The 19961-nt window shown below is 74.8% G+C and carries 21 protein-coding genes; 9 read left to right on the top strand and 12 right to left on the bottom strand.

All coding sequences use genetic code 11. The features are described from left to right. The first annotated feature begins 231 nt into the window (after window positions 1-231). Genes ACZ7BZ_RS21650 through ACZ7BZ_RS21640 form a run of 3 tightly spaced genes read left to right on the top strand, consistent with a single transcriptional unit; the run spans window position 232 to window position 3433 of the window. A complete protein-coding gene (locus ACZ7BZ_RS21650) occupies window positions 232-1356 on the top strand; it encodes a DegT/DnrJ/EryC1/StrS family aminotransferase (RefSeq protein WP_470359691.1) in 1125 nt (374 codons plus the stop codon). Between the two features lie 40 nt (window positions 1357-1396). Continuing rightward, window positions 1397-2341: an NAD-dependent epimerase/dehydratase family protein gene (locus ACZ7BZ_RS21645; RefSeq protein ID WP_470359690.1), complete on the top strand. Its 945-nt coding sequence runs from the start codon at window positions 1397-1399 to the stop codon at window positions 2339-2341. Window positions 2342-2353: 12 nt separating this feature from the next. Beyond that, on the top strand, window positions 2354-3433 hold the full coding sequence (locus ACZ7BZ_RS21640) for an MGDG synthase family glycosyltransferase (protein WP_470359689.1): 1080 nt from the start codon (window positions 2354-2356) through the stop codon (window positions 3431-3433). A gap of 73 nt (window positions 3434-3506) precedes the next feature. Here the strand turns inward: ACZ7BZ_RS21640 and ACZ7BZ_RS21635 are convergent, their stop codons facing one another. The 5 genes from ACZ7BZ_RS21635 to ACZ7BZ_RS21615 all read right to left on the bottom strand — a co-directional run bounded on the left by ACZ7BZ_RS21635 (window position 3507) and on the right by ACZ7BZ_RS21615 (window position 7614). Then, window positions 3507-4247 carry a polysaccharide deacetylase family protein gene (locus ACZ7BZ_RS21635; RefSeq protein WP_470359688.1) on the bottom strand — a complete coding sequence of 247 codons (741 nt, stop codon included), beginning with the start codon at window positions 4245-4247 and terminating at the stop codon, window positions 3507-3509. After that, window positions 4244-5077, bottom strand: a complete 834-nt coding sequence (locus ACZ7BZ_RS21630; RefSeq protein ID WP_470359687.1) for an SDR family NAD(P)-dependent oxidoreductase — start codon at window positions 5075-5077, stop codon at window positions 4244-4246. Before ACZ7BZ_RS21630 ends, ACZ7BZ_RS21635 begins: the two co-directional genes overlap by 4 nt. Further along, the gene (locus ACZ7BZ_RS21625; protein ID WP_470359686.1) at window positions 5070-6041 is read right to left on the bottom strand and encodes a hypothetical protein; all 972 of its coding nucleotides are present in this window, start codon (window positions 6039-6041) and stop codon (window positions 5070-5072) included. The genes ACZ7BZ_RS21630 and ACZ7BZ_RS21625 overlap by 8 nt, the downstream gene beginning before the upstream one ends. Window positions 6042-6169: 128 nt before the next feature. After that, window positions 6170-6595: a DUF2690 domain-containing protein gene (locus ACZ7BZ_RS21620; protein ID WP_470359685.1), complete on the bottom strand. Its 426-nt coding sequence runs from the start codon at window positions 6593-6595 to the stop codon at window positions 6170-6172. A gap of 215 nt (window positions 6596-6810) precedes the next feature. After that, window positions 6811-7614, bottom strand: coding sequence for an SAM-dependent methyltransferase (locus tag ACZ7BZ_RS21615; protein WP_470359684.1), 804 nt, complete (start codon window positions 7612-7614; stop codon window positions 6811-6813). Between the two features lie 223 nt (window positions 7615-7837). Here ACZ7BZ_RS21615 and ACZ7BZ_RS21610 point away from each other — a divergent pair, with 223 nt between their 5' ends. Then, complete coding sequence (locus ACZ7BZ_RS21610) at window positions 7838-8470, top strand: RNA polymerase sigma factor (RefSeq protein ID WP_470359683.1); 633 nt, start codon at window positions 7838-7840, stop codon at window positions 8468-8470. Between the two features lie 95 nt (window positions 8471-8565). Further along, window positions 8566-9243 (top strand): hypothetical protein, encoded by a 678-nt coding sequence (locus ACZ7BZ_RS21605; protein WP_470359682.1) that lies wholly within the window; start codon window positions 8566-8568, stop codon window positions 9241-9243. Between the two features lie 30 nt (window positions 9244-9273). Here ACZ7BZ_RS21605 and ACZ7BZ_RS21600 read toward each other — a convergent pair whose 3' ends face one another. The 5 genes from ACZ7BZ_RS21600 to ACZ7BZ_RS21580 form a co-directional block, all read right to left on the bottom strand. After that, window positions 9274-11151 (bottom strand): condensation domain-containing protein, encoded by a 1878-nt coding sequence (locus ACZ7BZ_RS21600; RefSeq protein ID WP_470359681.1) that lies wholly within the window; start codon window positions 11149-11151, stop codon window positions 9274-9276. Window positions 11152-11251: 100 nt separating this feature from the next. Continuing rightward, window positions 11252-11929 (bottom strand): 4'-phosphopantetheinyl transferase family protein, encoded by a 678-nt coding sequence (locus ACZ7BZ_RS21595; RefSeq protein ID WP_470359680.1) that lies wholly within the window; start codon window positions 11927-11929, stop codon window positions 11252-11254. Further along, window positions 11926-12714 carry a hypothetical protein gene (locus ACZ7BZ_RS21590; protein WP_470359679.1) on the bottom strand — a complete coding sequence of 263 codons (789 nt, stop codon included), beginning with the start codon at window positions 12712-12714 and terminating at the stop codon, window positions 11926-11928. Before ACZ7BZ_RS21590 ends, ACZ7BZ_RS21595 begins: the two co-directional genes overlap by 4 nt. A 4-nt stretch (window positions 12715-12718) precedes the next feature. Continuing rightward, the gene (locus tag ACZ7BZ_RS21585; protein WP_470359678.1) at window positions 12719-13009 is read right to left on the bottom strand and encodes a phosphopantetheine-binding protein; all 291 of its coding nucleotides are present in this window, start codon (window positions 13007-13009) and stop codon (window positions 12719-12721) included. Window positions 13010-13101: 92 nt separating this feature from the next. Then, window positions 13102-14034: a 3-oxoacyl-[acyl-carrier-protein] synthase III C-terminal domain-containing protein gene (locus ACZ7BZ_RS21580; RefSeq protein WP_470359677.1), complete on the bottom strand. Its 933-nt coding sequence runs from the start codon at window positions 14032-14034 to the stop codon at window positions 13102-13104. Window positions 14035-14218: 184 nt separating this feature from the next. Between ACZ7BZ_RS21580 and ACZ7BZ_RS21575 the strand changes: the two genes are divergently transcribed. From ACZ7BZ_RS21575 to ACZ7BZ_RS21560, 4 genes are all read left to right on the top strand, one after another. Beyond that, window positions 14219-14518: a hypothetical protein gene (locus tag ACZ7BZ_RS21575; protein WP_470359676.1), complete on the top strand. Its 300-nt coding sequence runs from the start codon at window positions 14219-14221 to the stop codon at window positions 14516-14518. After that, complete coding sequence (locus ACZ7BZ_RS21570; protein WP_470359675.1) at window positions 14515-15663, top strand: glycosyltransferase; 1149 nt, start codon at window positions 14515-14517, stop codon at window positions 15661-15663. Before ACZ7BZ_RS21575 ends, ACZ7BZ_RS21570 begins: the two co-directional genes overlap by 4 nt. A 175-nt stretch (window positions 15664-15838) precedes the next feature. Beyond that, on the top strand, window positions 15839-16813 hold the full coding sequence (locus tag ACZ7BZ_RS21565) for an ATP-binding cassette domain-containing protein (protein ID WP_470359674.1): 975 nt from the start codon (window positions 15839-15841) through the stop codon (window positions 16811-16813). Between the two features lie 42 nt (window positions 16814-16855). Then, complete coding sequence (locus ACZ7BZ_RS21560; RefSeq protein WP_470359673.1) at window positions 16856-17620, top strand: ABC transporter permease; 765 nt, start codon at window positions 16856-16858, stop codon at window positions 17618-17620. Between the two features lie 69 nt (window positions 17621-17689). Here ACZ7BZ_RS21560 and ACZ7BZ_RS21555 read toward each other — a convergent pair whose 3' ends face one another. Continuing rightward, complete coding sequence (locus ACZ7BZ_RS21555) at window positions 17690-18976, bottom strand: aminotransferase-like domain-containing protein (RefSeq protein WP_470359672.1); 1287 nt, start codon at window positions 18974-18976, stop codon at window positions 17690-17692. Next, window positions 18973-19908: an alpha/beta hydrolase gene (locus tag ACZ7BZ_RS21550; protein ID WP_470359671.1), complete on the bottom strand. Its 936-nt coding sequence runs from the start codon at window positions 19906-19908 to the stop codon at window positions 18973-18975. The genes ACZ7BZ_RS21555 and ACZ7BZ_RS21550 overlap by 4 nt, the downstream gene beginning before the upstream one ends. Between the last annotated feature and the right edge of the window lie 53 nt (window positions 19909-19961).

Raw genomic sequence — 19961 nt, 5'->3', positions numbered from 1 at the left:
CAGTACGACCCTCCCCCGTACGGCGGAGCGCGCGGCCTCCCGCGGGAGCAGCCGGGGGCGGCCGGTGGCCTGCGGCGGGAGCACTCGCGGGTCACCCGTGCGGGCGGTGACGGCGGGCCGCGGCCGTCCGGTCGAAGTAGCGTGATGGGCCACTGGCCTGACCGTTTCCATCCGGTCCGGGCCGACCCGTCCCGATCGGTGCTGATGCCAGCCCGCCGCCGGAGGTGCCCCATGGGTGTGCCAGCCGCCCGCATCGTGTTCGACGAGAACGACCGCGCGGCCGTCGCCGACGCCGTGAGCGAGATGCTCACCACCGGCGCCTTGACCCTCGGCCCGTGGACCGAGCGCTTCGAGCAGGCCTTCGCGGCCGAGCACGGCGCCTCCCACGCCGTCGCGGTGAGCAGCGGCACGGCGGCGCTGGAGGTCATCCTGCGCACCGTCGACGTCCGCGGCCGCGACGTGGTCGTCCCCGCCCTCACCTTCTACGCCACGGCCGGCGCGGTGGTCCACGCTGGCGGCCGCCCGGTGATCGCCGACGTCGACCCGGCCACCCTCGCGCTCTCCCCCGAGACCCTCGCGGCGGCCCTCACCCCGGATACCGCAGCCGTCGTACTCGTCCACATCGGCGGACTGGTCACCCCGGAGGTGGACGCGCTGCGAGCGCTCTGCGACCGGCACGGCGTCCCGCTCGTCGAGGACGCGGCGCACGCCCACGGCAGCAGCCTGGGCGGCCGCGCCGCCGGGACGTTCGGTCTGGCCGGGGCCTTCTCCTTCTACCCGACCAAGGTGACCACCAGCGGCGAGGGCGGCATGATCCTCACCGAGTCGCCGGAGCTGCGCGACGAGGCGCACATCTTCCGCGACCAGGGCAAGGGCTCCTTCGGTACCAACCACCACGTCCGGCTCGGCTACTCCTGGCGGATGAGCGAACTGCACGCCGCCGTCGGCGCGGTGCACCTGCGCCGGCTCAAGGAGTTCATCGAGACCCGCCGGGCCGTCGCCCGCCGCTACGACGACGCCCTGGCCGGCGTGGACGGGCTTCGGCCGGTGCTCGAACCGCCCGGCAGCCGCGGCAACTACTACAAGTACGTGGCACTGCTGGCGCCCGGCGTCGACCGCGCGGCCTTCAAGCGGGCGGTGGCCGAGGAGTACGGGGTGCGGCTGTCCGGCGAGGTGTACGACCTGCCGCTGCACCTTCAGCCGGTGCTCGCCCCCTACCGGGGCGGGCCGCTGCCGGTGGCCGAGGACGTCTGCGCCCGGCAGGTCTGCCTACCGGTGCACTCCGACATGACCGAGGACGAGACGGAGCTGGTGATCGAGGCCGTCTCGACCGTGCACCGGCGGATGGCCGGGTAGCGGGAGAGAGCCGGGGAGCCGGCGCGAAAGGAGCAAGACCGTGCGGATAGCCGTCACCGGTGGCTGCGGGTTCATCGGCTCACACGTCGTGGACCACCTGATCGCGGCCGGGCACGAAGTCCTCGCCGTGGACACCACCGACAAGTACCTCAACCCCGACGCCGAGCACGCCCGGATCGACGTCCTCGACCTGCCCGCACTGACCTCCGCTCTGGCCGGCCGCGAAGTGGTCTACCACCTCGCCGCGATGGCCGACGTCGAACAGGTCTCCGCGGACCCCGTCCGGGCGGTGCGGACCAACATCGACGGCACCGAGGCGGTACTGGAGGCCGCCCGGCGCAGCGGGCTCAGCCGCACCGTCCTGGCGAGCACCGTGTGGGTCTACGGCGCCGCCCTCACCGACGATCAACTCGACGGCGGGGAACAGGAGTTGGACGAACACGTACCGATCGAGCTGGAGCACAGCGGGCACCTGTACGTGGCCACCAAGCTCGCCGCCGAGATGCTCGTGCACAGCTACCGCGAGCTGTACGGACAGCACTTCACCATCCTGCGCTACGGCATCCCGTACGGTCCGCGGATGCGCGACGAACTGGTCGTCGCCCGGTTCGTCCAGGCAGCCCTGGCCGGACGGCCGATCACCATCGCCGGCGACGGTCGGCAGAGCCGCAACTTCGTCTACGTCGAGGACCTCGCCGACGCCCACGTCCGTGCCCTCTCCCCCAGCGCCGAGGACCAGACCTTCGCCCTGGAGGGGTCCACCGCCGTCTCGGTGCGCGACATCGCCGACACCGTCGACCGGCTGCTCGGCCCGGTCACCATCGAGCACATCGACGGCCGCAAGGCCGACTACACCGGGCGGCGGATCTCCTCCGCCCAGGCCAAGCGGCTGCTCGGCTGGTCGCCGAGGACCAACTTCGCCGACGGCGTGCACCGCTACGCCGACTGGTACCGGGCCACCGCCGCCGCACCCGCCGCCGGCTGACCGGGCCGCCCGATGCCGCACGCCCTGCTGGTCTCCGGCTCGCTCGGCCAGGGCCACGACGTGATGGCCCAGGCCTGCGCGGACACCCTGCGCGACCGCGGCTGGACCACCGGCACCGTGGACGCCATGGCCCTGCTCGGCCAGCGGTCGGGCGCCGCCGGGGAGGCCGTCTTCCGGCGGCTGCTCGACCTGCCCGGGGTCTACGACGCCTTCCACTTCGCCGCGCTGCGCCCGGGCACCCGGCTCGCGCTGCTCGCCGACGCGGCCGCGCGCAGCCGGCTCGTCCCGGCGCTGGGCGAACTGATCGAGGCGCAACGCCCCGAACTGGTGGTCTCGGTGTTCGCCACCGCCAGCTCGGCGGTCAACCGGCTGCCGCGCCGGGACTTCCGGCACTTCGTGTTCTGCACGGACGTCACCCCGCACCGGCTCTGGGTGCAGGAGGGCACCGACCTGTTCCTGGTCACCTCGGAGGTCGCCGCCTGCGCCGTGCGCCGCTACCGGCCCGACGCCCCGGTGTGCGTCGTCCCCGCGCCGCTGCGGCAGCCGTTCTACCGGCCGCCGGGCCGGGCCGCGGCCCGCGCCGAGTTCGGCGTGCCGGCGCACGGCCGGTGCGTGCTGCTGATGTCCGGCTCCTGGGGGCTCGGGCCGATCGCCCGCACCGCCGCCTCGCTGGCCGCCGCCGGACCGCACGTGCTCGCCGTGGCCGGGCGCAACCAGGAGCTCGAACAGCGGCTGCGGGCGGCCGCCCGCAGCCAGCCGGGACTGCACGCCTTCGGCTACACGGACCGGATCCCGGCCCTGATGGCCGCCGCCGACCTGGTCGTCACCAGCTCCGGCGACACCTGCAGCGAGGCCCGGGCGCTCGGGCGCCGGCTGCTGCTGCTCGACGTCGTCCAGGGCCACGGGCGGGACAACCTCCAGCACGAACTGGAGCTCGGCCACGCCGACGTCGCCACCGCCCGGCCGGCCGAGGTGGTCCGCAACGCCCTGGCGGCGCTGGGCCGGCCGGAGCCCGACCCCTCGCCGGGCGCCACCCCGGAGGCCTGGCAGAAGGGGTTCGGGGCGGCGCTGGAGCGGGTCGGGCTGGGGTGAGGCCCCGGGGCCGACCGCCGCGCGTTCGGTCGGCGCGGACGCGGTGGTGGGCGCGGCCCGTCGTTCGCCCCGACTACCGTGCGGCGCGGGCAAGGTGCGGGACGGCGTGGTCGCGGAGCGGGCCGAGGGCGAGGGTGCGGCGGCGGCAGTGGGCGGCGATCAGCGGGAGGGCGGCCAGGGTGGCGCGCCAGGAGTCGGGCGCGGAGGTGCAGTCGGAGTCGTGCAGCAGGAGGGTGGCACCGGTGGTGAGGCCGGGGCGGGCGGTCGCGTAGACGGAGTCGCCGGTGGCCGCGGCCGTCCAGTCCCGGCCCCAGACGGTCCAGAGCACGCTGCGCAGGCCCAGGCTGCGGGCGGCCAGTGCCGGACCGGCCGTCAGCACGCCGTACGGCGGGCGGTACCAGAGCGGGCGGGCGCCGCACAGGTCGGTCACCGCCTCGGTGGCGCGGCGCAGTTCGCGCAGGTCGCGGGCCGGGGCGGGGTACCACTGCGGCCGGTGGTACCAGCCGTGCACGGCCACCTCGTGGCCGCGCAGCACCAGTTCACGGCCGAGCGCGGGGGCGCGTTCCAGCATCGAACCGAGCAGGAAGAAGGTGGCGCGGGCGCCGAGTTCGTCCAGGGCGTCGAGGACGTACGGGGTGCTGCGCGGGTCGGGGCCGTCGTCGAAGGTGAGGGCGAGGTGGCCCGGGGCGGTGCCGTAGCCGGCGGTGCGGCGGGCCAGGGTGCGGCGCACCGGCGGCAGGCGGACCGCCGCCGGAGCGAGGTGCAGCAACTCGACGGCGGCCGCCGCGAACAGCGACCTGGCTCCGGGACTCACCCGAAGCGGGCGGCCATCCGGCGGAACACGCCGGGAGCGACCCCGTGGATCCGGGCCGGGAAGCCGAGCCAGTGCGGGACGAAGAGGCGGTCCCGTTCGGTGGTGATGGTCGCGACCACGGTGGCCGCGACCCGCTCCGCCGAGACCGGGCGGGGGCGTTCGCGCTGGTACGGGGTGCCGCGTCGGTCGAAGAACGGGGTGTCCACCGCGCCGGGCAGGACGAGGCGGACGCCGACACCGGTGCCGCGCAGCTCGTACCAGAGGCTCTCGGCGAACATCGCCAGCCCGCCCTTAGTGGCCGAGTAGCCGGACTCCTCGCGCACGCCGACCTGGCCGGCCATCGAACCCAGCAGCACGATCCGGCCGCGGCGGCGCTCCAACATGCCCGGCAGCAGCAGGCGGACCAGGCGCAGCGGGGCGGCGAGGTTGACCTCGATCATCCGGTCGAGGGTGTCGGAGGGGGTGTCGGCGAACGGGCCGCGCCAGCCGAGGCCGGCGCTGGCGACCAGGGCGTCCACCCGGCCGGCGGTGGCCAGCGCGGCCTCCGCGAGGCGGGCCGGGCCGTCCGGTTTGCTCAGGTCCTCCGGCAGGGCGTGTCCACCGGTGCGCTCGGCGAGGGCGTCGAGGCGGGCGCGGTCGGTGCCGGAGAGCAGGGTCTGCCAGCCGGCGTCGGCCAGCCGGGTGGCGGTAGCCAGGCCGATGCCCGAGGAGGCGCCGGTGATCAGCGCGACGGGGCGGGCGGTCGGGTCCGACCGGCCGGGCCGGGCCTGGGCTTGCTCCGTGGTGGCTTGCTCCGTGGTGGCTTGCTCCGTGGTGGCTCGCTCAGCCATCGCGCACCTGCCGCTCCCTGGACGTCCTGCCGTCCGTTTTGTCCGGCACGTCACCTTCGCACGGCAGAGCCGTCCGGGCTACCGGGGCGGGACGGCGGACGCCGCCTCCATCCGGATGCGGGGCCGGGAGTTCGGCGGACTCGCCCTCCAGTTCACCGAAGCGGGACAGCAGGAACGTTCCGCCGACCGCGATCGCGAAGCCGGTCAGGGCGCACCAGGCGAAACCCTGGCGCGCGGAGTCCCCCAGCGACACCACCCCCACCAGGGCCGGACCGAAGGTCTCGGCGACCGTTCCGGCGGCGGTCGCGGCCGTCACCGTGCCGCGTTGCAGGGCGAGGGCGTACGCCAGGTAGCCGCCCAGGCCGCCGAGCGCCAGGGCGTAGGCGGCCGGGTCGGTGAGCACGGCGGTGAGGCCGGACGCGTCCAGGATGCGCACCGCGAGGCTGGTGACACCGAAGCCGACGCCGGCGAGCAGGCCCAGGCCGGCGGCAGCGACGGTGCCCTCCCGGCGCACCAGCACCAGGGTGGCCAGCAGCATCACGACGGTGGTCGCCAGCAGCGCCCAGTGGAAGGCCGCCGGGGCGTACTCCCGACCCTCCTCGCCGGAGCCCAGCGCCAGCAGACCGAGGCCGACGACCACCGCGAGGATGCCCGCGAGGTCGCCCGGGCGCAGCCGCGCGCCCAGCAGCCAGACGGCGGCCAGGGCGGTGACGGCCAAGCTGGCGTTGGTGACGGCCTGGACGAGGAACAGCGGCAGGCTGCGCAGGGCCACGATGCTCAGCACGAAGCCCAGGATGTCCAGGACCGTCCCGAGGATGAACTGCCAGGACCGCAGCAGCGCGGCCAGCAGCCCCGCCCGCACCCGGTCCGCGCGCGGCGCCGACCGCGCCCCGCGCGCCTGGAACACCGCCCCGAAGCCGAAGCAGGCGGTGGCGACCAGCGCGGTGGTGAGTCCCAGCAGCATGCGTCTCCCTCGCGGGGCGGCAGCGGTTCACCACTCAGTCTGGGGCCGCGGCGGCGCGGGCGCACGGGTGGGCCGCCGCGGCCGTCAGGCCGGCGCTTGCGGGGTTGCCGTGACGGCCCGCGGGCCGGTCAGTACCACCCCGAGTACCCCCAGTTGTTGTCGTACTGGAAGTAGGCCCGGGACTGGATGTCCTTGTCGTTGACCATCCGGGTGTAGATCGTGCCGTTGCCGTTGTACACGGCACTGAAAGAGGCGCCCTTGTTGTTCTCCACCCGGATCGTGATCTGGGTGCCGCCGTAGTTGCCACCGGTCGCGCGCGCCCAGGCGGCACGGCAGGTCGGGCTGTAGCGCAGTTCCGCGTCACCGTCGGGAGCCGTGTAGTCGACGGTCCGCGCGTCGTTCTGGCAGATGGTGTTGGCCGGATCGAGGCCCGTGCAGCTGTCGGCGTAGCAGGAGGTGGCGGCCGAGGCCGAACCCGAGGCGAACAACAGGCCCGAGGCGACGAGCGCCAGGGTGGAGGCCGCGGACACGGCGTTCCGCAGGGAGAGCTTCATGGTGGTCCCCGAGTGGGTGAAGGGTGTGACGTGCGCCCCGTCGGCGCCGCCCGCTCACACCCTGACACCGTTGGAGTCCGTCCCTCTCCGTCCCTCTCCGTCCCCGATCGTCCCGGGCCGATCCCGGGACGGCGGGAAAGACCGGGAAAGACCGGGGCAGGCGGGGCAGGCGGTGGCCGCTCGGACGGTTCGCCGGCGGGGCGGTCAGCCCGTGCTCAGGGCCGGAGTGCCACACCCGCGTAGGCGGAGGCGTCGGAGGCCGAGACGGCCGGATCGTCGGGGCGGGGCCGCCAGTGCGGGGTGGGGACGACGCCGGGCGACAGGAGGGTCCAGCCGTCGAAGAAGCGGGTGAACTCGGCGCGGGTGCGGGCCTGGGCGGCGGTGCCGGCGGCCTGGTAGATGCCGACGATCCGGCGGATCTCCTCGGGGGCGAAGTCGGGCGTGACGTGGGTCATCACCAGGGCGCTGCCGGGCGCGAGCACGGACTTGAGGTTTTCGACCAGTTCGTGGGCGCCGCGGGCGTCGGGGACGAAGTGGAGCAGCGCGTTGAGGGAGAGCGCGACCGGGCGGCTCAGGTCGATGGTCTCGCGCAGGCCCGGTGCGGCGAGCAGCCCGTCCAGGTCGGTGACGTCGGCCTCGACGTAGGCGGTGCGGCCCTCGGGCGTGCCGGTGAGCAGGGCTTGGGCGTGGGTCAGGACGATGGGGTCGTTGTCGGCGTAGACGACCCGGGCGCCGGGCCGGACGCTCTGGGCGACCTCGTGGAGGTTGGGCGAGGTGGGGATGCCGGTGCCGATGTCCAGGAACTGGTCGATGCCGGCCCGAGCGAGGGTGCGGGTGGAGCGGTGCACGAAGGAGCGGTTGGCGCGGGCGGCCTCGCGCAGCCACGGGGCGACGGCGAGGACGTGGCCGGCGGCCTCGCGGTCGGCGGCGAAGTTGGTGAAGCCGCCGAGGTAGTAGTCGTACATCCGGGCCGAGTGCGGCACGTTCAGCCGCAGGTCGACCCCGTCGTAGAGGTTCATCGCGCTCCCCTCGGCATCGCGGTCACGGTCCGATTGCTGCCCACCGTACCGGGGGGCCAATCACCGCCCCGGTGGCCCGATCCCGCCCCCGGATCGGATGGGATGACAATCTGTATTCGCTTTGCAGCATGGAGTGACCGGCCTGGTGGAATGAGGATGGGCGCGGACAGCCCGACCCTCGAGTGGCCCGGTGAGCAGCCGGCGGCCGCGGAAAGCAGGCTCGATGACGATCGACAGGGGTGCCCCGGCGCGCGGGTACCGCGGAGGGACGGCGGTGGAGCAGGCCGCCGCGGCGGAGCGGGCGGCGGTGGCGGTGATGGAGGCGGGCCTGCGCCTGGACCTCACCTATGCCGCGTTCTGCGAGACCCATGAACCCGCCTGGCACGCCCTCGCGTTGACCAGGATAGGCAGCCAGGCCGACGCGATGCTGGTGGTCGAGGCGGTCAAGGCCGATCTGGCCCGCTGCTGGCCGCAGGTGCTGCGGTTCGAGGAACCGGCAGCGTACGCCTGGCGGTTGGCGAACCGGCACGTCGGAGACTGGGTGTCGGCCGAGGAGCCGGTCGAGGTGGAGGCCGTCACCTTCGCGGCCGTGATCGGGGCGTTCAAGCAGGTCGCCGACGGACTGCTGCACAGCGAGGCGGACGAGGTGCGGCTGTACGCGGCGATCCTCGAACTGCCGGACCGGCAGCGGGACGTGGTGATCCTGCGCTACCTGCTGGGCCTGCACGCCAAGGTGATCGCGGCGTACCTGGGCCGGCCGGTGGCGACGGTGCACTCCAACCTCCGGCACGCCCGGGAGCGGTTGGCGCGCCGGCTCGGGGTGGGCGAACTGCCGGACCAGGGCGGCGAAGCGTGACCGCGGACCGGCGGGCCGGGCCGACGGGCGGGGCGGGCGCGGCGAACGGGCCGGGCGGGGCGGGCGCGGCGAACGGCGGGCGCACGGTGTTCCGCGTGCCCCGGCCCCAGCGCGCCCACGCCGAGCGGATCGCGGCCGTGCGCCAGGCCCGGCTGACCGCCGCCCCGGCCCACCTGCCCTCCGAGCACGAGCAGGCCGCCTTCGAACTCGGCCTGGTGGTCGCCCTGGTGCTGGGCGCGCCGTGCGCCTCCCGGGGGCTGGACCTGCTGGTCAACGCGCGCCGGATCCAGCCGGAGGGTGCGGAGGTGTTCGGCGCCCTGCTGTACGCCACCGGCAAGGAGGAGGGCGCCGAGTTCTGGTGGCGCTTCGCGGCCGGCTCCGGCAGCGGAACGGCCGCCTACTGCCTCCATCTGCACCACCTGAAGCTCGGCGAGACGGACGACGCCGACTACTGGCGCGCCTGGTCCGAACAGCTGTCCGCGACCGAACGGCCGCCCGGGCCAAGGACGTTGCGAATGAGTCGGCCGCTGCTCCCGGAGGACGTGCGGCGCGACATCCTGTCCCGGGTCCACCGGGGGCTGGCGCCCCAACTCCCGCCCGCACTGGTCGCGGTGATCGACCGGCTGCCGTTGCAGGACGGGGACGAGGAGGAGGCGCAGGAGGTGCCGAACCCGTGGGGGCTCACCTCCGGGGCCACCGCGGCCTGTTCCTGGGAGCCGCCGTGGGGGTCCGGCGAGGCCGGCCCGGAGGGCGGGGCGGACCCGTTGGGGTGAGAGCGGCCCGGCGACCCCTCCGTCCCACGTTCAGGTGAGTGCGGCCAACCGGGCGACGACCTCCGGATCGCGGCCGCTGCCGGCGTCGAGCCGCTCGCCGTCCGGGCCCCGGTAGCGGATCCGGTAGTGCTGCGGCGCGATCGCGGTGTCCCGGCCGGGCAGAGCGGCGACCACCGCGCGGTGCACCTCGGCGGGGGTCAGCCGGGGGTCGGTGGTGATCAGGTCGACTGTCAACCGGCCTTCCTCGACGGTGACCCGCCGCGCCTCGGCCCGGTCCAGGGCGGCGTCCAGCAGGGCGCGGACGGCCGTCAGGTCGATCCGGGAACCGTCGACGAGCTGCCAGTCGCCCTCCCGGCCGCCATCCTGGCCGCCGTCCCGGCCGGGCGCCGGCGGGCCGGGCGCCCCGGGGAGCGAGGCGAGCGGGACGGGCCCCTCGGCGGCCGCCGCGAGGAGGGCGAGCAGGGCCTGGGCGAAAGCCTCGGTCTCCTCGGGGTCGAGCACCTGGGGGCAGGCGGTCAGGGCGAAGTCCAGGCTGCCGCTGATCCGCAGGATGGTGAACATCAGCCGGACCGGCAGCGGCGGGGCGGGCAGCGCGGTGAGCTCCGGGTCCCTGCTCGGCACCGGCTGGGCGTCGGCGACGGCGGTGGGAATGGTGAGGCTCAGGTCGTTGACCACCACCTGGCGCGCGAAGCGGGAGCCGCGCACGTGGGCGGCGTCCTCCACCAGCTGCCAGATCTGCTCGGCGTCCAGGACGCTGTGCCAGTAGGCACTCAGCGAGGCGGACTTGGCGCGCCCGATCAGCCGGTCGAGGTCCTCGGCACCGGCGTCCAGCAGGATCAGGGCGTCCTGGGCGAGGGTGCCGACGTGGTCGAGCAGGGCGGCGCGCTGCCGGTTGGCGGAGAGCGCCGCGATGGCCAGCTCGGTGCGGTCGGCCCGGTGGGCGACCAGCGCGGAGAAGGCCGCGAGCAGGACGACGGAGGGACTGGCGCCGGTGCGGCGGCAGACCGCGGCGAGGTCCGCGGCCGCGCCGCGGGCGCGGACCAGCAGGGCCCCGTGCTCGCCCGGCGGGCCGGTGATCCGGGAGTCGGCGAAGACCACCTGGGGGCCGGAGCCCAGCACCTTCGCCCAGTGCCGCAGCGCGCCGCCGGCCCGGCGGCGGCCCTGCGGGCTCTGCTCGGCGGCGGCGACCTGGATCGGGGTCGGGGCGGTGACCGGCGGGAGTTCCTTCCCGGCGGCCAGGGCGTACCAGTCCTGGATCAGCAGCGCGGTGGCGGCGCCGTCGGCGCCGGCGTGGCACACCACGGCGATCAGCCGGAGCACTCGCGGCCCCTCGGTCACCAGGGTGAAGCGGATCCTCGGAACGGCGGTCAGCGCCAGCGGGACGGCGACGTCCTCCTGCCCCAACTGCGCCGCCAGGGTATCGAGTTCATGGTCAGCCAGGCCCTCGGTCTCGACCAGGGTGACGGTGAACCGGCCGTCCCCGTGCACCACCTGGCTCTCCGGGAAGGCGTCCGGGCCGGAGCCGGGCGGGAATGACGTCCGCAACGACTCGTGCCGTTCGACCAGCAGCCGCAGGGCGGTCAGCCCGGCGGCCGTCGAAGTGCCGGGCGGGACGGGCCAGACCGACTCCTTGTTGATCTGCTCGGGGGTGTCGCGCCGGATGCACCGGACCATGTTGTCCTGGCCACGGGTGAGCGGGCCCGAGCCGCCGCTGGTCGCGGCGAAGCGGACGGTGACGCGCCGGCCACCCCGGGGCAGATCCGGCAGCGTCGCGGCCAACCGTGTCGGGTCGAGCGGCGCCTCGTCGTGCGGTACCTCGTCGTGCGGCGCCTCGTCGTGCGGCGCCTCGTCGTGCGGCGCCTCGTCGTGCGGTGCCTCGTGGTGCGGTGCATCGTGGTGCGCAGTCACGTCGTACGTGCCTCTCGGCTCGCCGGAAAAGTCTCAGCGGGGGATACGGCCGGACGCTACCAGCGCTCGCCGGTGATCGTCCAGGCGAACTGATTAGTAGTCAATTTGCTTGCCACACAGTTGAGTTGATGTATTCCGGACAGCCACCGACGGTGGCCACGGCGGCCCGGTACGACTCCGGGACGGGCACGTCGCACAGCCCCACCGGGCCGGCCCCGAGCGGGCCCGGATCAGCCAGCAGCAGCGGGGACCGGCCCGCCACCGACACCCCGAACGCCTGCGCCAGTCGCCCGCCGTACGCCTTCACACACGCCTCCCGGCGGCACCACAGCGCGGCGAACCGCGCCGCCCGCTCGGCGGGTTCGGCGGGCTCCGCGACGAAGCGCGCCTCCTCGAAGGGGAACCAGCGGGCGGCCATCCGCTCGGCCGACCGGGCCTCCCCCAGCCGCTCCACGTCGACGCCGACCGCCCGGCCCTCGGTGAGGGCCAGCACGGCCAGGGAGTCCGCGGTCGACCAGTTCACCCGCAACCCGCCCGCGCCCACCGGCTCCGGCTTGCCGTGCGGCCCCCGCCGCCAGGCCACCTCGGCCGGGCGGACGCCCAGCCGTTCGGCGACCAGCTGTCGGACGGCGCCGCGCACCACCGTGAAGCGGCCGCGGCGCAGCGCGTCCGCCCTTACCGCGCGGGCCTGTTCCTCGGCGCCCAGGGTCCGCCACAGCCGGGCGACCACGTCCGGCGGCTGGTCCGTGGGGATCAGCCGGAGTTCGAGCCCGGTCACGGCTGCACCAACACGCTGAGCACACCGAGCCGGCGGTCCAGCCCGGCCAGCAGCAGTGGCCGCTGCTGCTCCCGCCACTCGGGCAGCCGCTCGGCGAGCTGTGCCCAGAGGCCGGTGAAGGGCTGGGCGGGCGGGCCGCACCCGGCCCCGGTCGCGTCCAGTACGGCCGCCTCGGGGCCCAGTTCCGCCGCCCGGGCCCGGACCACGGGTTCCGGCCGGTCGGTGCCGGGCAGTTGCCGCACCACGAACCCGGCGCCCGGCGCCTCCTCGCAGACCAGCACCACCGCGGCGTGCCGCTGCGGCAGCGCCACCGGTTCGGCCGGCTCGTAGTGCAGCGCGGTCTGCTCGGCCAGCACCACCACGGCCCGGCGGCAGGCTCCGGTGCGGTGGTAGTCGGCCGCCAGCCGCAGTGCGGTGAAGGCCGCGGCGCCGCCCTGGTCGCAGACCGCGAAGGCCAGCGGTTCGCCCGGGACGGAGCGGCTGAGCGCGAGCGAGGACGGTGCGCCGGGGCGCACGTCCGGGGTGTCGAAGGCGAGGATCAGCAGGTCCACCGGCTCGTCCTCGGCCACTGCCGCGCCCAGCAGGCCGGCGGCCAGCTCCTCGTAGGAGTGGCCGACGCCCTCGCGCAGCAGGTCCTCGCGCAGCGGCAGGCCGTACGGGCGGACCAGGTCGGCGACGAAGACCCTCAGGTCGGGGTCGAGCGAGGTCTCCGAGCGGCCGTCGAAGCACCGGGCCAGGGCCCGGGTGATCCGCAGACCGGGAGGAGCGGGGGTACCGGCGACCACCCGGTCAGTCCTCGGCGATGAGGTGCCCGGCGACGTACTCGGCCAGCTTGGTGACCGACCGCAGGTCGTCCTCGGTGATCTGCTCGACGTCGACCTGGATGTCGAGCGCCTCCTCGAGTTCCAGGATGAGTTCGATGGTGCCGGCCGAGGTGAGGCCGAGGTCGTCGAACAGGCAGGCGTCTGCCGGGATCTCGGGCAGTTCGCGCTTGAGCACGCGCGGCAGCAGCTCGCCGATGCCGTGCAGGATGCGCTCGCGGAGTTCGGGGTCAGTGGTCTGGACCACGGGTTCTGACATGGGTGTCCCGTCCCGTCGTACGTGGAGGTGTGCTCTGGTGTTCACTACGGGGGAAGCGCGCTCGGGGGTTCGAGTCGCGGGCTGACGGCTCGTCAGTACTGCATCACCATCGCGGAGAAGGTGGCCCCGACGCCGGCGGCGGCGATCAGGTAGTGGTCGCCGCGGCGGATCATCCCCCGCGTGGTGGCGGTGTGGAGATTGATGAGGCTGTCTGCAGCGAAACTGTGCCCGACCGACAGCACGTTGTCCAGCACCACCTTCTCCAGCGGATAGCCGAGACGGCGCGCTATCATCCGCCAGGATGCCTGGTTGACGTTGTGCGGGAGCACCGCGGCCAGCTGGGAGAGGTCCAGACCGGCTTCGCCGAGTGCGGCCTCGATGGCCTCCACCATGACGTTCGGGTACTCGCGCTGGTAGCGGGCGAGCAGCTCGGCGTCCCCGGCCAACCGGCCGTCGAACTCCGGGCGCTGGCGCACCGCGAAGGAGCGCACCCGGTGCCGCGGCCCGTCCGCGCTGACCAGGCAGGCGGCGGCACCCTCGGCGAAGATGCCGGTCTCCGGCACCACCTGGGCGTCCTTGGTGAAGGTCTTCTCCCCCGCCAGCACCAGCGCCAGCGCTTGCGGATCGGGGTCGCCGGCCAGCAGTCGGCCGGCCAGGTCGATGGCCAACAGGCCCACCGCGCAGGCGTGGTGGGTGACGGTGAAGGCGTTCGCGTGCGCCAGTCCGCGCTCGGCGAGCAACTGGTGCAAGGGGTTGAGCGGGTAGGGCACGGCCACCGGCATGCTGCGGGCGTGGATCACGAAGCGGACGTGCCGCTCGCGTCCGCGCAGCTCCGGCAGGGCGTCGAGGGTTGCGTCGAGCAGGTCGGGCAGCCTCCCGGTCGGATCCAGTCGCAGCTGGTCCAGGCCGTGGAAGCGGCGGAAGAGACGGAGTTGACGTGGGGTCAGGCCGATGCGCTCGCCCACCGCCTCGATGGGAACGGCGGTCGGGGGGAGGTGAACGGCCACTGCCTCCAGTGCGGTCACCCGGGCTAGTATTCCGACGCCCGCCTGGTCGCACAAGTGATCTCGGGCCCTTCTCCTTCGCGCCCGCCCCAGCCGTCACGTTCCCGGCCCCCTCGGCCGGGCGCTCGACCGGCCGTCCCCTCCGGGGCGCCGGGGCCACCGCGCCCCACCATCCTGCACCGTCGACCGGACGGGAGAAACTCCCTTGCCAGATCGTGAACCGCCCAGCTCAGCCGCCCCGTTGATTCCGGCGTTGGCCGCCCTGCTGGCCGAGGTGGCCACCGCGCCGCCCGGCTGGGAGCACCAGCTGACCCCGGACGCCCGACTGGACGGCGACCTGCTGCTGGACGAGTGCGAACTCGCCGAGCTGGCCGCCCGGCTGCCCGAGCGCTTCGGCCCGGCCGCCGACCTGGCCGGCCTGCGCTCCCGGCTGGACCTCGCCGCGCTCGAAGCGCTCACCGTGGCCGACCTCCAGGCCCTGCTCCCCGAGGAGGACGGACGATGAGCCGGTTCCTGCTGGTGATGCCCCCGCTCACCGGGCACGTCAACCCGGCGTCGGGCATCGCCGCCGAACTGACCGCGCGCGGCCACCACGTCGCCTGGACCGGCACGGAGTCGGTACTGCGGCCGCTGCTCGGCCCGGACGCGCAGGTGCTCGGCACCGGCACCCGGGCGTTCCGCGCCCAGGGCGGGCACGGCCTGGCGGCGCTGCGCTCGCTCTGGGAGGGATTCATCGTCCCGTACGCGCGGTTCACCGCGAAGCCGCTGGACACCATCGTGCGGGAGTACCGGCCGGACGTCCTGCTGGTCGACCAGCACACCCCGGCGGGCGCGCTGGTGGCCCACCGGCACGGCCTGCCGTGGGCCGGCTTCGCGCCCGGGGCGATGGAACTGGGCCGCCCCTACCGGGCATTGCCGCAGGTCGAGGCGTGGATGACCGGGCTGCTGCGCGGACTGTGGGAGCGGGCCCGGCTGCCCGCCGAGGAGTACCTGGACCCGCGCTTCTCCCCCGCCCTGGTGCTGGCCACCACCGGACCGGCGCTGACCGGGAGCACCCCGCCGCCACAGCACGCGCTGGTCGGCCCGGTGCTCTCGGCGCGCCCGCACGACCCGGACTTCCCCTGGCAGCGGCTGCTGCCCGGGCGGCGACGGGTGCTGGTCACCATGGGCACGCTGGCGGGCGCGTTGGGCGCGGACTTCCTCGCCCGGGCCGCCCGGGCGCTGGAGCTGTGCGGCCCGCAGGTGCAGCCGGTGTTCGCCGCGCCGCGCGAGCTGCTGCCCGAACTGCCGCCGCACTCCGTGGCGGTGGACCGGGCGCCGGTGCTGGAGCTGCTGGCGCGCGGCGAGTTGGACGCGGTGCTCTGCCACGGCGGGATGAACACCGTGGGCGAGGCCCTGGCGTACGGAGTGCCGCTGGTGACCGCGCCGATCCGGCACGACCAGCCGTTCGTCGCCGCGCAGGTGGCGGCGGCCGGGGCGGGCCTGCGGGTGCCGTTCGCCCGGGTGACGCCCGAGCGACTGGCGGCGGCGCTGACCGCCGTACTCGGGGCAACGGACTACCGGGCCAGGGCGGTTCAGGTCGGCCGTGAATTGCTGGCGGGCGGCGGGGCGGCCGTCGCGGCGGACCGGCTGGCGGCGCTGGCGCCGTGAACCCCCTTTGGGTCAAGCCCTTTAGCAGAAGAGCGGACCACACGTCCATTGGTCTAGGCCATTGTCTCCGGGTGGGGTCCGCCCCTAGGGTGTCGCAGCAACACCGCCTGCACAGGCGCCGAGCCGGCCCGGTCCCCGGGTGCCGTGGCAGCCCATCCCCGTACGGGAGTTCCGGTTGATCGAGACCGCGGGACTGCGCAAGTCCTACCGCAAGAAGACCTCCCGCCGCAGCGGCGAGGACCCCACCGTCGACGCCGTCCGCGGCATCGACCTGTCCGTCGCCGCCGGCGAGATCTACGGCTTCCTCGGCCCCAACGGCGCCGGGAAGACCACCACCCTGCGCATGCTGGCCACCCTGATCCGCCCGGACGGCGGCCGGGCCACCGTCGCCGGGGCCGACCTGGTCAAGGACCCGGCCGGGGTCCGCCGCCGGATCGGCTACGTCGCCCAGGGCGGCGGCACCACCGACAACGTCAGCGCCCGCGAGGAACTGGTGCTCCAGGCCCGGCTGTACGGCTCGGCCAAGGCGCCGGCCGTCCAGGCCGCCGCGGACGCCCTCAAGGCCTTCGACCTGGGCGATTTCGGCGACCGCCCGTGCGCCACCTACTCCGGCGGCCAGCGCCGCCGGGTGGACATCGCCCTCGGGGTGATCCACCAGCCGCAGGTGCTGTTCCTGGACGAGCCCACCGTCGGGCTGGACCCGGCCAGCCGGGCCCACCTCTGGGAGGAGATCCGCCGGCTGCGGACCGAGGGCATGACCGTGGTCGTCACCACCCACTACCTGGACGAGGCCGACGCGCTCTGCGACCGGGTCGCCATCGTCGACCACGGCCAGGTGGTGGCCGAGGGCACGCCCACGGCGCTCAAGCGCGAGATCTCCGGCGACGTGGTGCTGCTCGGACTCGGCCCCGGCGAGGACGTCGCCGGGCGCGCGGCCGAGGTGCTGCGCCCCCAGCCGTACCTGCACCGGCTGGAGACCAACGGCGAGGAGGGGCTGCGGCTGTACCTGGAGGACGGCGCGACCGCCATCCCGCGGCTGCTGCGCACCCTGGAGGCGGCGGGGGTCACACCCGGCACCGTCCAGCTCCAACGGCCCAGCCTGGACGACGTGTTCCTGGCCCGCACCGGCCGCTCGCTGCAGCAGTCCTGACCCGGCCCGACCGCCCTGCCGGCCCGACCCCTTGGGGAAACCGTGAAGCTCGCCCGCGACACCTGGCTGGTCCTCCAGCGCCAGCTGCTGCTCATGATCCGCACCCCGATCTGGATCGCCGTCGGCGTCATCCAGCCGGTGTTCTACCTGCTCCTGTTCGCCCCGCTGCTGAAGAAGGTGCTCGCCCCGCAGGGCGCCAGCAGCTACGCCGACGCCTACCAGGTGTACGTGCCGGGCCTGTTGGCGGTGCTCTGCATCTTCGGCGGGCTGTTCACCGGCTTCAGCCTGCTGGGCGAGCTCAAGGCCGGGATCATCGAGCGCTCCCGGGTCACCCCGGTCAGCCGGCTGGCGCTCCTGCTCGGCCGGGCGCTGCGGGAGATGGTGGCGCTGCTGGTGCAGGCCGTCCTGATCACCCTGATCGCGCTGCCGTTCGGCCTGCGGGTCAGCCCGCTGAACCTGCTGCTCGCCTACCTGCTGTTGGGCCTGCTGGCCCTGATGACCTCGGCGATCTCCTTCGGCATCGCGCTGATGGTGCCCACCGACGCCGCGATGTCGCCGGTGGTGAACACCATCGCCCAGCCGATCGCGCTGCTCTCCGGGGTACTGCTGCCGCTCACCCTGGCACCGCAGTGGCTGCAGCAGCTCGCCAGGTGGAACCCCTTCTACTGGGCGGTGGAGGGCATGCGCGCGCTGTTCTCCGGGCACGCCGGAGACGCCGCGGTCTGGCAGGGGCTGCTGGTGGTCGTGCTGATGACCGCGGTGGCGGTGTACTGGTCGGCGCGGCTGTTCTCCACGCGGGTGCGCTGACGGCGCGGGCCCGTCCGTAGCCGCAGGGGCCCGGCTCGTGACGGCGAGCCGGGCCCCTGACGATGCTCTTCATGCCGTCATGAACGACGCCAACTTGCCGACGCCTTCGATGATCTGAGCCTGGGTCAGTGAACTGATGGAGAGCCGCAGCCGGTGCTCCCCGCCGCCCGCCGGGTAGAACGGCGCCATCGGCGTCCACAGCACCCCGTACTCGCGGGCGCAGCGCTCCATCGCCGCGTCGTCGGCCCGGAACGGCACCGTCAGCACCGCGAAGAAGCCGCCCTCCGGCCGGTTCCAGGAGACGCCCAGCCGGCGCTGCTCGGAGGCCGGGAAGTGCCGCTCCAGCTCCCGGAGCAAGGTGTCCATGCCGGCCGCGTAGTGGGCCGTGGCGCGGGCGTTGGCGGACCGCAGGCTGCAGTCGTGGGCGAGCAGCATGCCGCCGATGACGGCCTGGCTGAGCGCCGGGGTGTTGACCGTCGTCATGCTCTTCAGCTTGGCCAGTTCGTCCGCCAGCAGGCTGCGCCGCCCGCCCGGCCCGGCCACCTCCTGGTCCGCGACGACGTAGCCGACCCGGGCGCCGGGGAAGCAGGTCTTGGCGAAGGAGCCGAGGTAGAGGACCTGGCGGCGGCGGTCCAGTGCCTTCAGGGTGGGCCGCGGGCCCGGGGTCCGGGCGAAGAAGCCGTACGGATTGTCCTCGATGACCAGCAGGCCCTCCTCGGCCGCCGCGTCCAGCAGTCGGCCGCGGGCCTCGACCGGCATGCTGGTGCCGGAGGGGTTGGCGAAGTCCGGGACGACGTACAGGGCGCGCGGACGCCTGCCCCCGGCCCGGACGGAACGGGCGGCGGCGCGGACGGCCTCCGGGTCGGGGCCACCGTCGGGGCCCTCCGGGACGGGCAGGGTGGTCAGGTCGAGCAGCCGGGCGGCGCCGGTGACGCCGACGTAGCAGGGCGAGCTGACCAGCAGCACATCCTCGGGGCCGGCGCACAGCGCGCGCAGGGCGAGCAGCATGCCCTCCTGGGCGCCGACGGTGAGCACCAGGGCCTCGGGCGCCACCGTGAGGCCCTCGTCGTTGGCGAGGGTGCGGGCGACCAGGTCGGCGATGATGCCCTTGGTGGGGCCGTACTGGAACAGCGCGGTGCGCACGGCGTCCCGGTCGAGGCCGCGGTCGGCCAGGTGGTCGAGGAAGGCGTCCAGGTAGGCGGGGACGTCCTCGGGTTCGAAGAAGCCCTCGTAGGGGCGGCCGGGGGCGAAGGAGACGGCCTCCGGGTAGCGGGTGGTGACCTCGTTGAGGAAGGTCATCGCGTCCAGCAGCGGGTCGGCGAGCGAGCCGTGCAGGTCTTCCAGTCGCAGGGTCACCGCAGGGCCTCCCGCAGTCGGGCGGCGGCGTGGGCCTGGGCCTCGGAGGCGGCGTCCAGGGTGCCGGTCATGGCGAAGAAGCCGTGCGGCACGCCCGGGTAGCGGCGCAGCTCCACCGGGACGCCGGCCGCGCGCAGCGCCGTGGCGTACTGCTCGCCCTCGTCGCGCAGCGGGTCGTACTCGGCGGTGAGGACCGTCGCGGGCGGCAGGCCGGAGAGGTCGGCGGCGCGCAGCGGGGAGGCGTACGGGGCGGCGCCGTCGGCCGGGTCGGCCAGGTAGTGGCCCCAGTACCAGGCCACCGAGCGGCGGTTGAACAGCAACGGGTCATCGTGTTCGCGCAGCGACGGGGTGTCGGCGGCGTGGTCGGTGTTGGGGTAGACCAGCAGCTGGTGGCGCAGCGCCGGACCGCCCTCGGCGCGCAGCAGCAGGGTGAGGGCGGCGGCGAGGTTGCCGCCGGCGCTGTCCCCGCCGACCGCGATCCGGTCCGGGTCGATGCCGAACTCCGCTGAACGGTCCACGAGTCGGTGGAGCGCGGCACGGCAGTCGTGCAGGGCGGCGGGGAAGGGGTGTTCGGGGGCCAACCGGTAGCCGACGGAGGCGGTGACGCAGCCGACGGCGTTGGTAAGGCGGCGGCAGATCGCGTCGCTGGTGTCGACCGAGCCGAGGGTCCACCCGCCGCCGAACAGGTAGAGCAGGGCGGGCAACGGGCGGCCGGGCGGGTCGGGCCGGTAGAGCCGCAGGGCGAGTTCGCCACCGGGACCTGGGATGCGGTGCTCCTCGACGGCGGCGACCGGTTCGGGGGCGCCGGCCGCGGCCCGGATGTCGGCGAGGTCGGCGGCGCGGGCCTCGGCGAGGGTGAGGGTGTAGAGCGGCGGGGCGCCGCTGCGCGCGCGATGGGTGCGCACGGCCTCGGCCTGGGGGTGCAGGGGCATGGGTGGTGGTCCGTTCGGCGGCGGTTCGGCGGGCTTCGGCGGCGGTCGGGCGG

The sequence above is a fragment of the Kitasatospora sp. NPDC036934 genome, from assembly GCF_055608425.1.
Note: the sequence above shows the minus strand (reverse complement) of the source record. Positions and strands in the feature narration are given on the sequence as shown.

Bases quoted from the DNA above. Each gene is read 5' to 3' on its own strand.
- ACZ7BZ_RS21650 (WP_470359691.1), top strand. From the start codon at position 232: ATGGGTGTGCCAGCCGCCCGCATCGTGTTCGACGAGAACGACCGCGCG.
- ACZ7BZ_RS21640 (WP_470359689.1), top strand. From the start codon at position 2,354: ATGCCGCACGCCCTGCTGGTCTCCGGCTCGCTCGGCCAGGGCCACGAC.
- ACZ7BZ_RS21630 (WP_470359687.1), bottom strand. From the start codon at position 5,077: ATGGCTGAGCGAGCCACCACGGAGCAAGCCACCACGGAGCAAGCCACC.
- ACZ7BZ_RS21625 (WP_470359686.1), bottom strand. From the start codon at position 6,041: ATGCTGCTGGGACTCACCACCGCGCTGGTCGCCACCGCCTGCTTCGGC.
- ACZ7BZ_RS21620 (WP_470359685.1), bottom strand. From the start codon at position 6,595: ATGAAGCTCTCCCTGCGGAACGCCGTGTCCGCGGCCTCCACCCTGGCG.
- ACZ7BZ_RS21615 (WP_470359684.1), bottom strand. From the start codon at position 7,614: ATGAACCTCTACGACGGGGTCGACCTGCGGCTGAACGTGCCGCACTCG.
- ACZ7BZ_RS21610 (WP_470359683.1), top strand. From the start codon at position 7,838: ATGACGATCGACAGGGGTGCCCCGGCGCGCGGGTACCGCGGAGGGACG.
- ACZ7BZ_RS21585 (WP_470359678.1), bottom strand. From the start codon at position 13,009: ATGTCAGAACCCGTGGTCCAGACCACTGACCCCGAACTCCGCGAGCGC.
- ACZ7BZ_RS21570 (WP_470359675.1), top strand. From the start codon at position 14,515: ATGAGCCGGTTCCTGCTGGTGATGCCCCCGCTCACCGGGCACGTCAAC.
- ACZ7BZ_RS21550 (WP_470359671.1), bottom strand. From the start codon at position 19,908: ATGCCCCTGCACCCCCAGGCCGAGGCCGTGCGCACCCATCGCGCGCGC.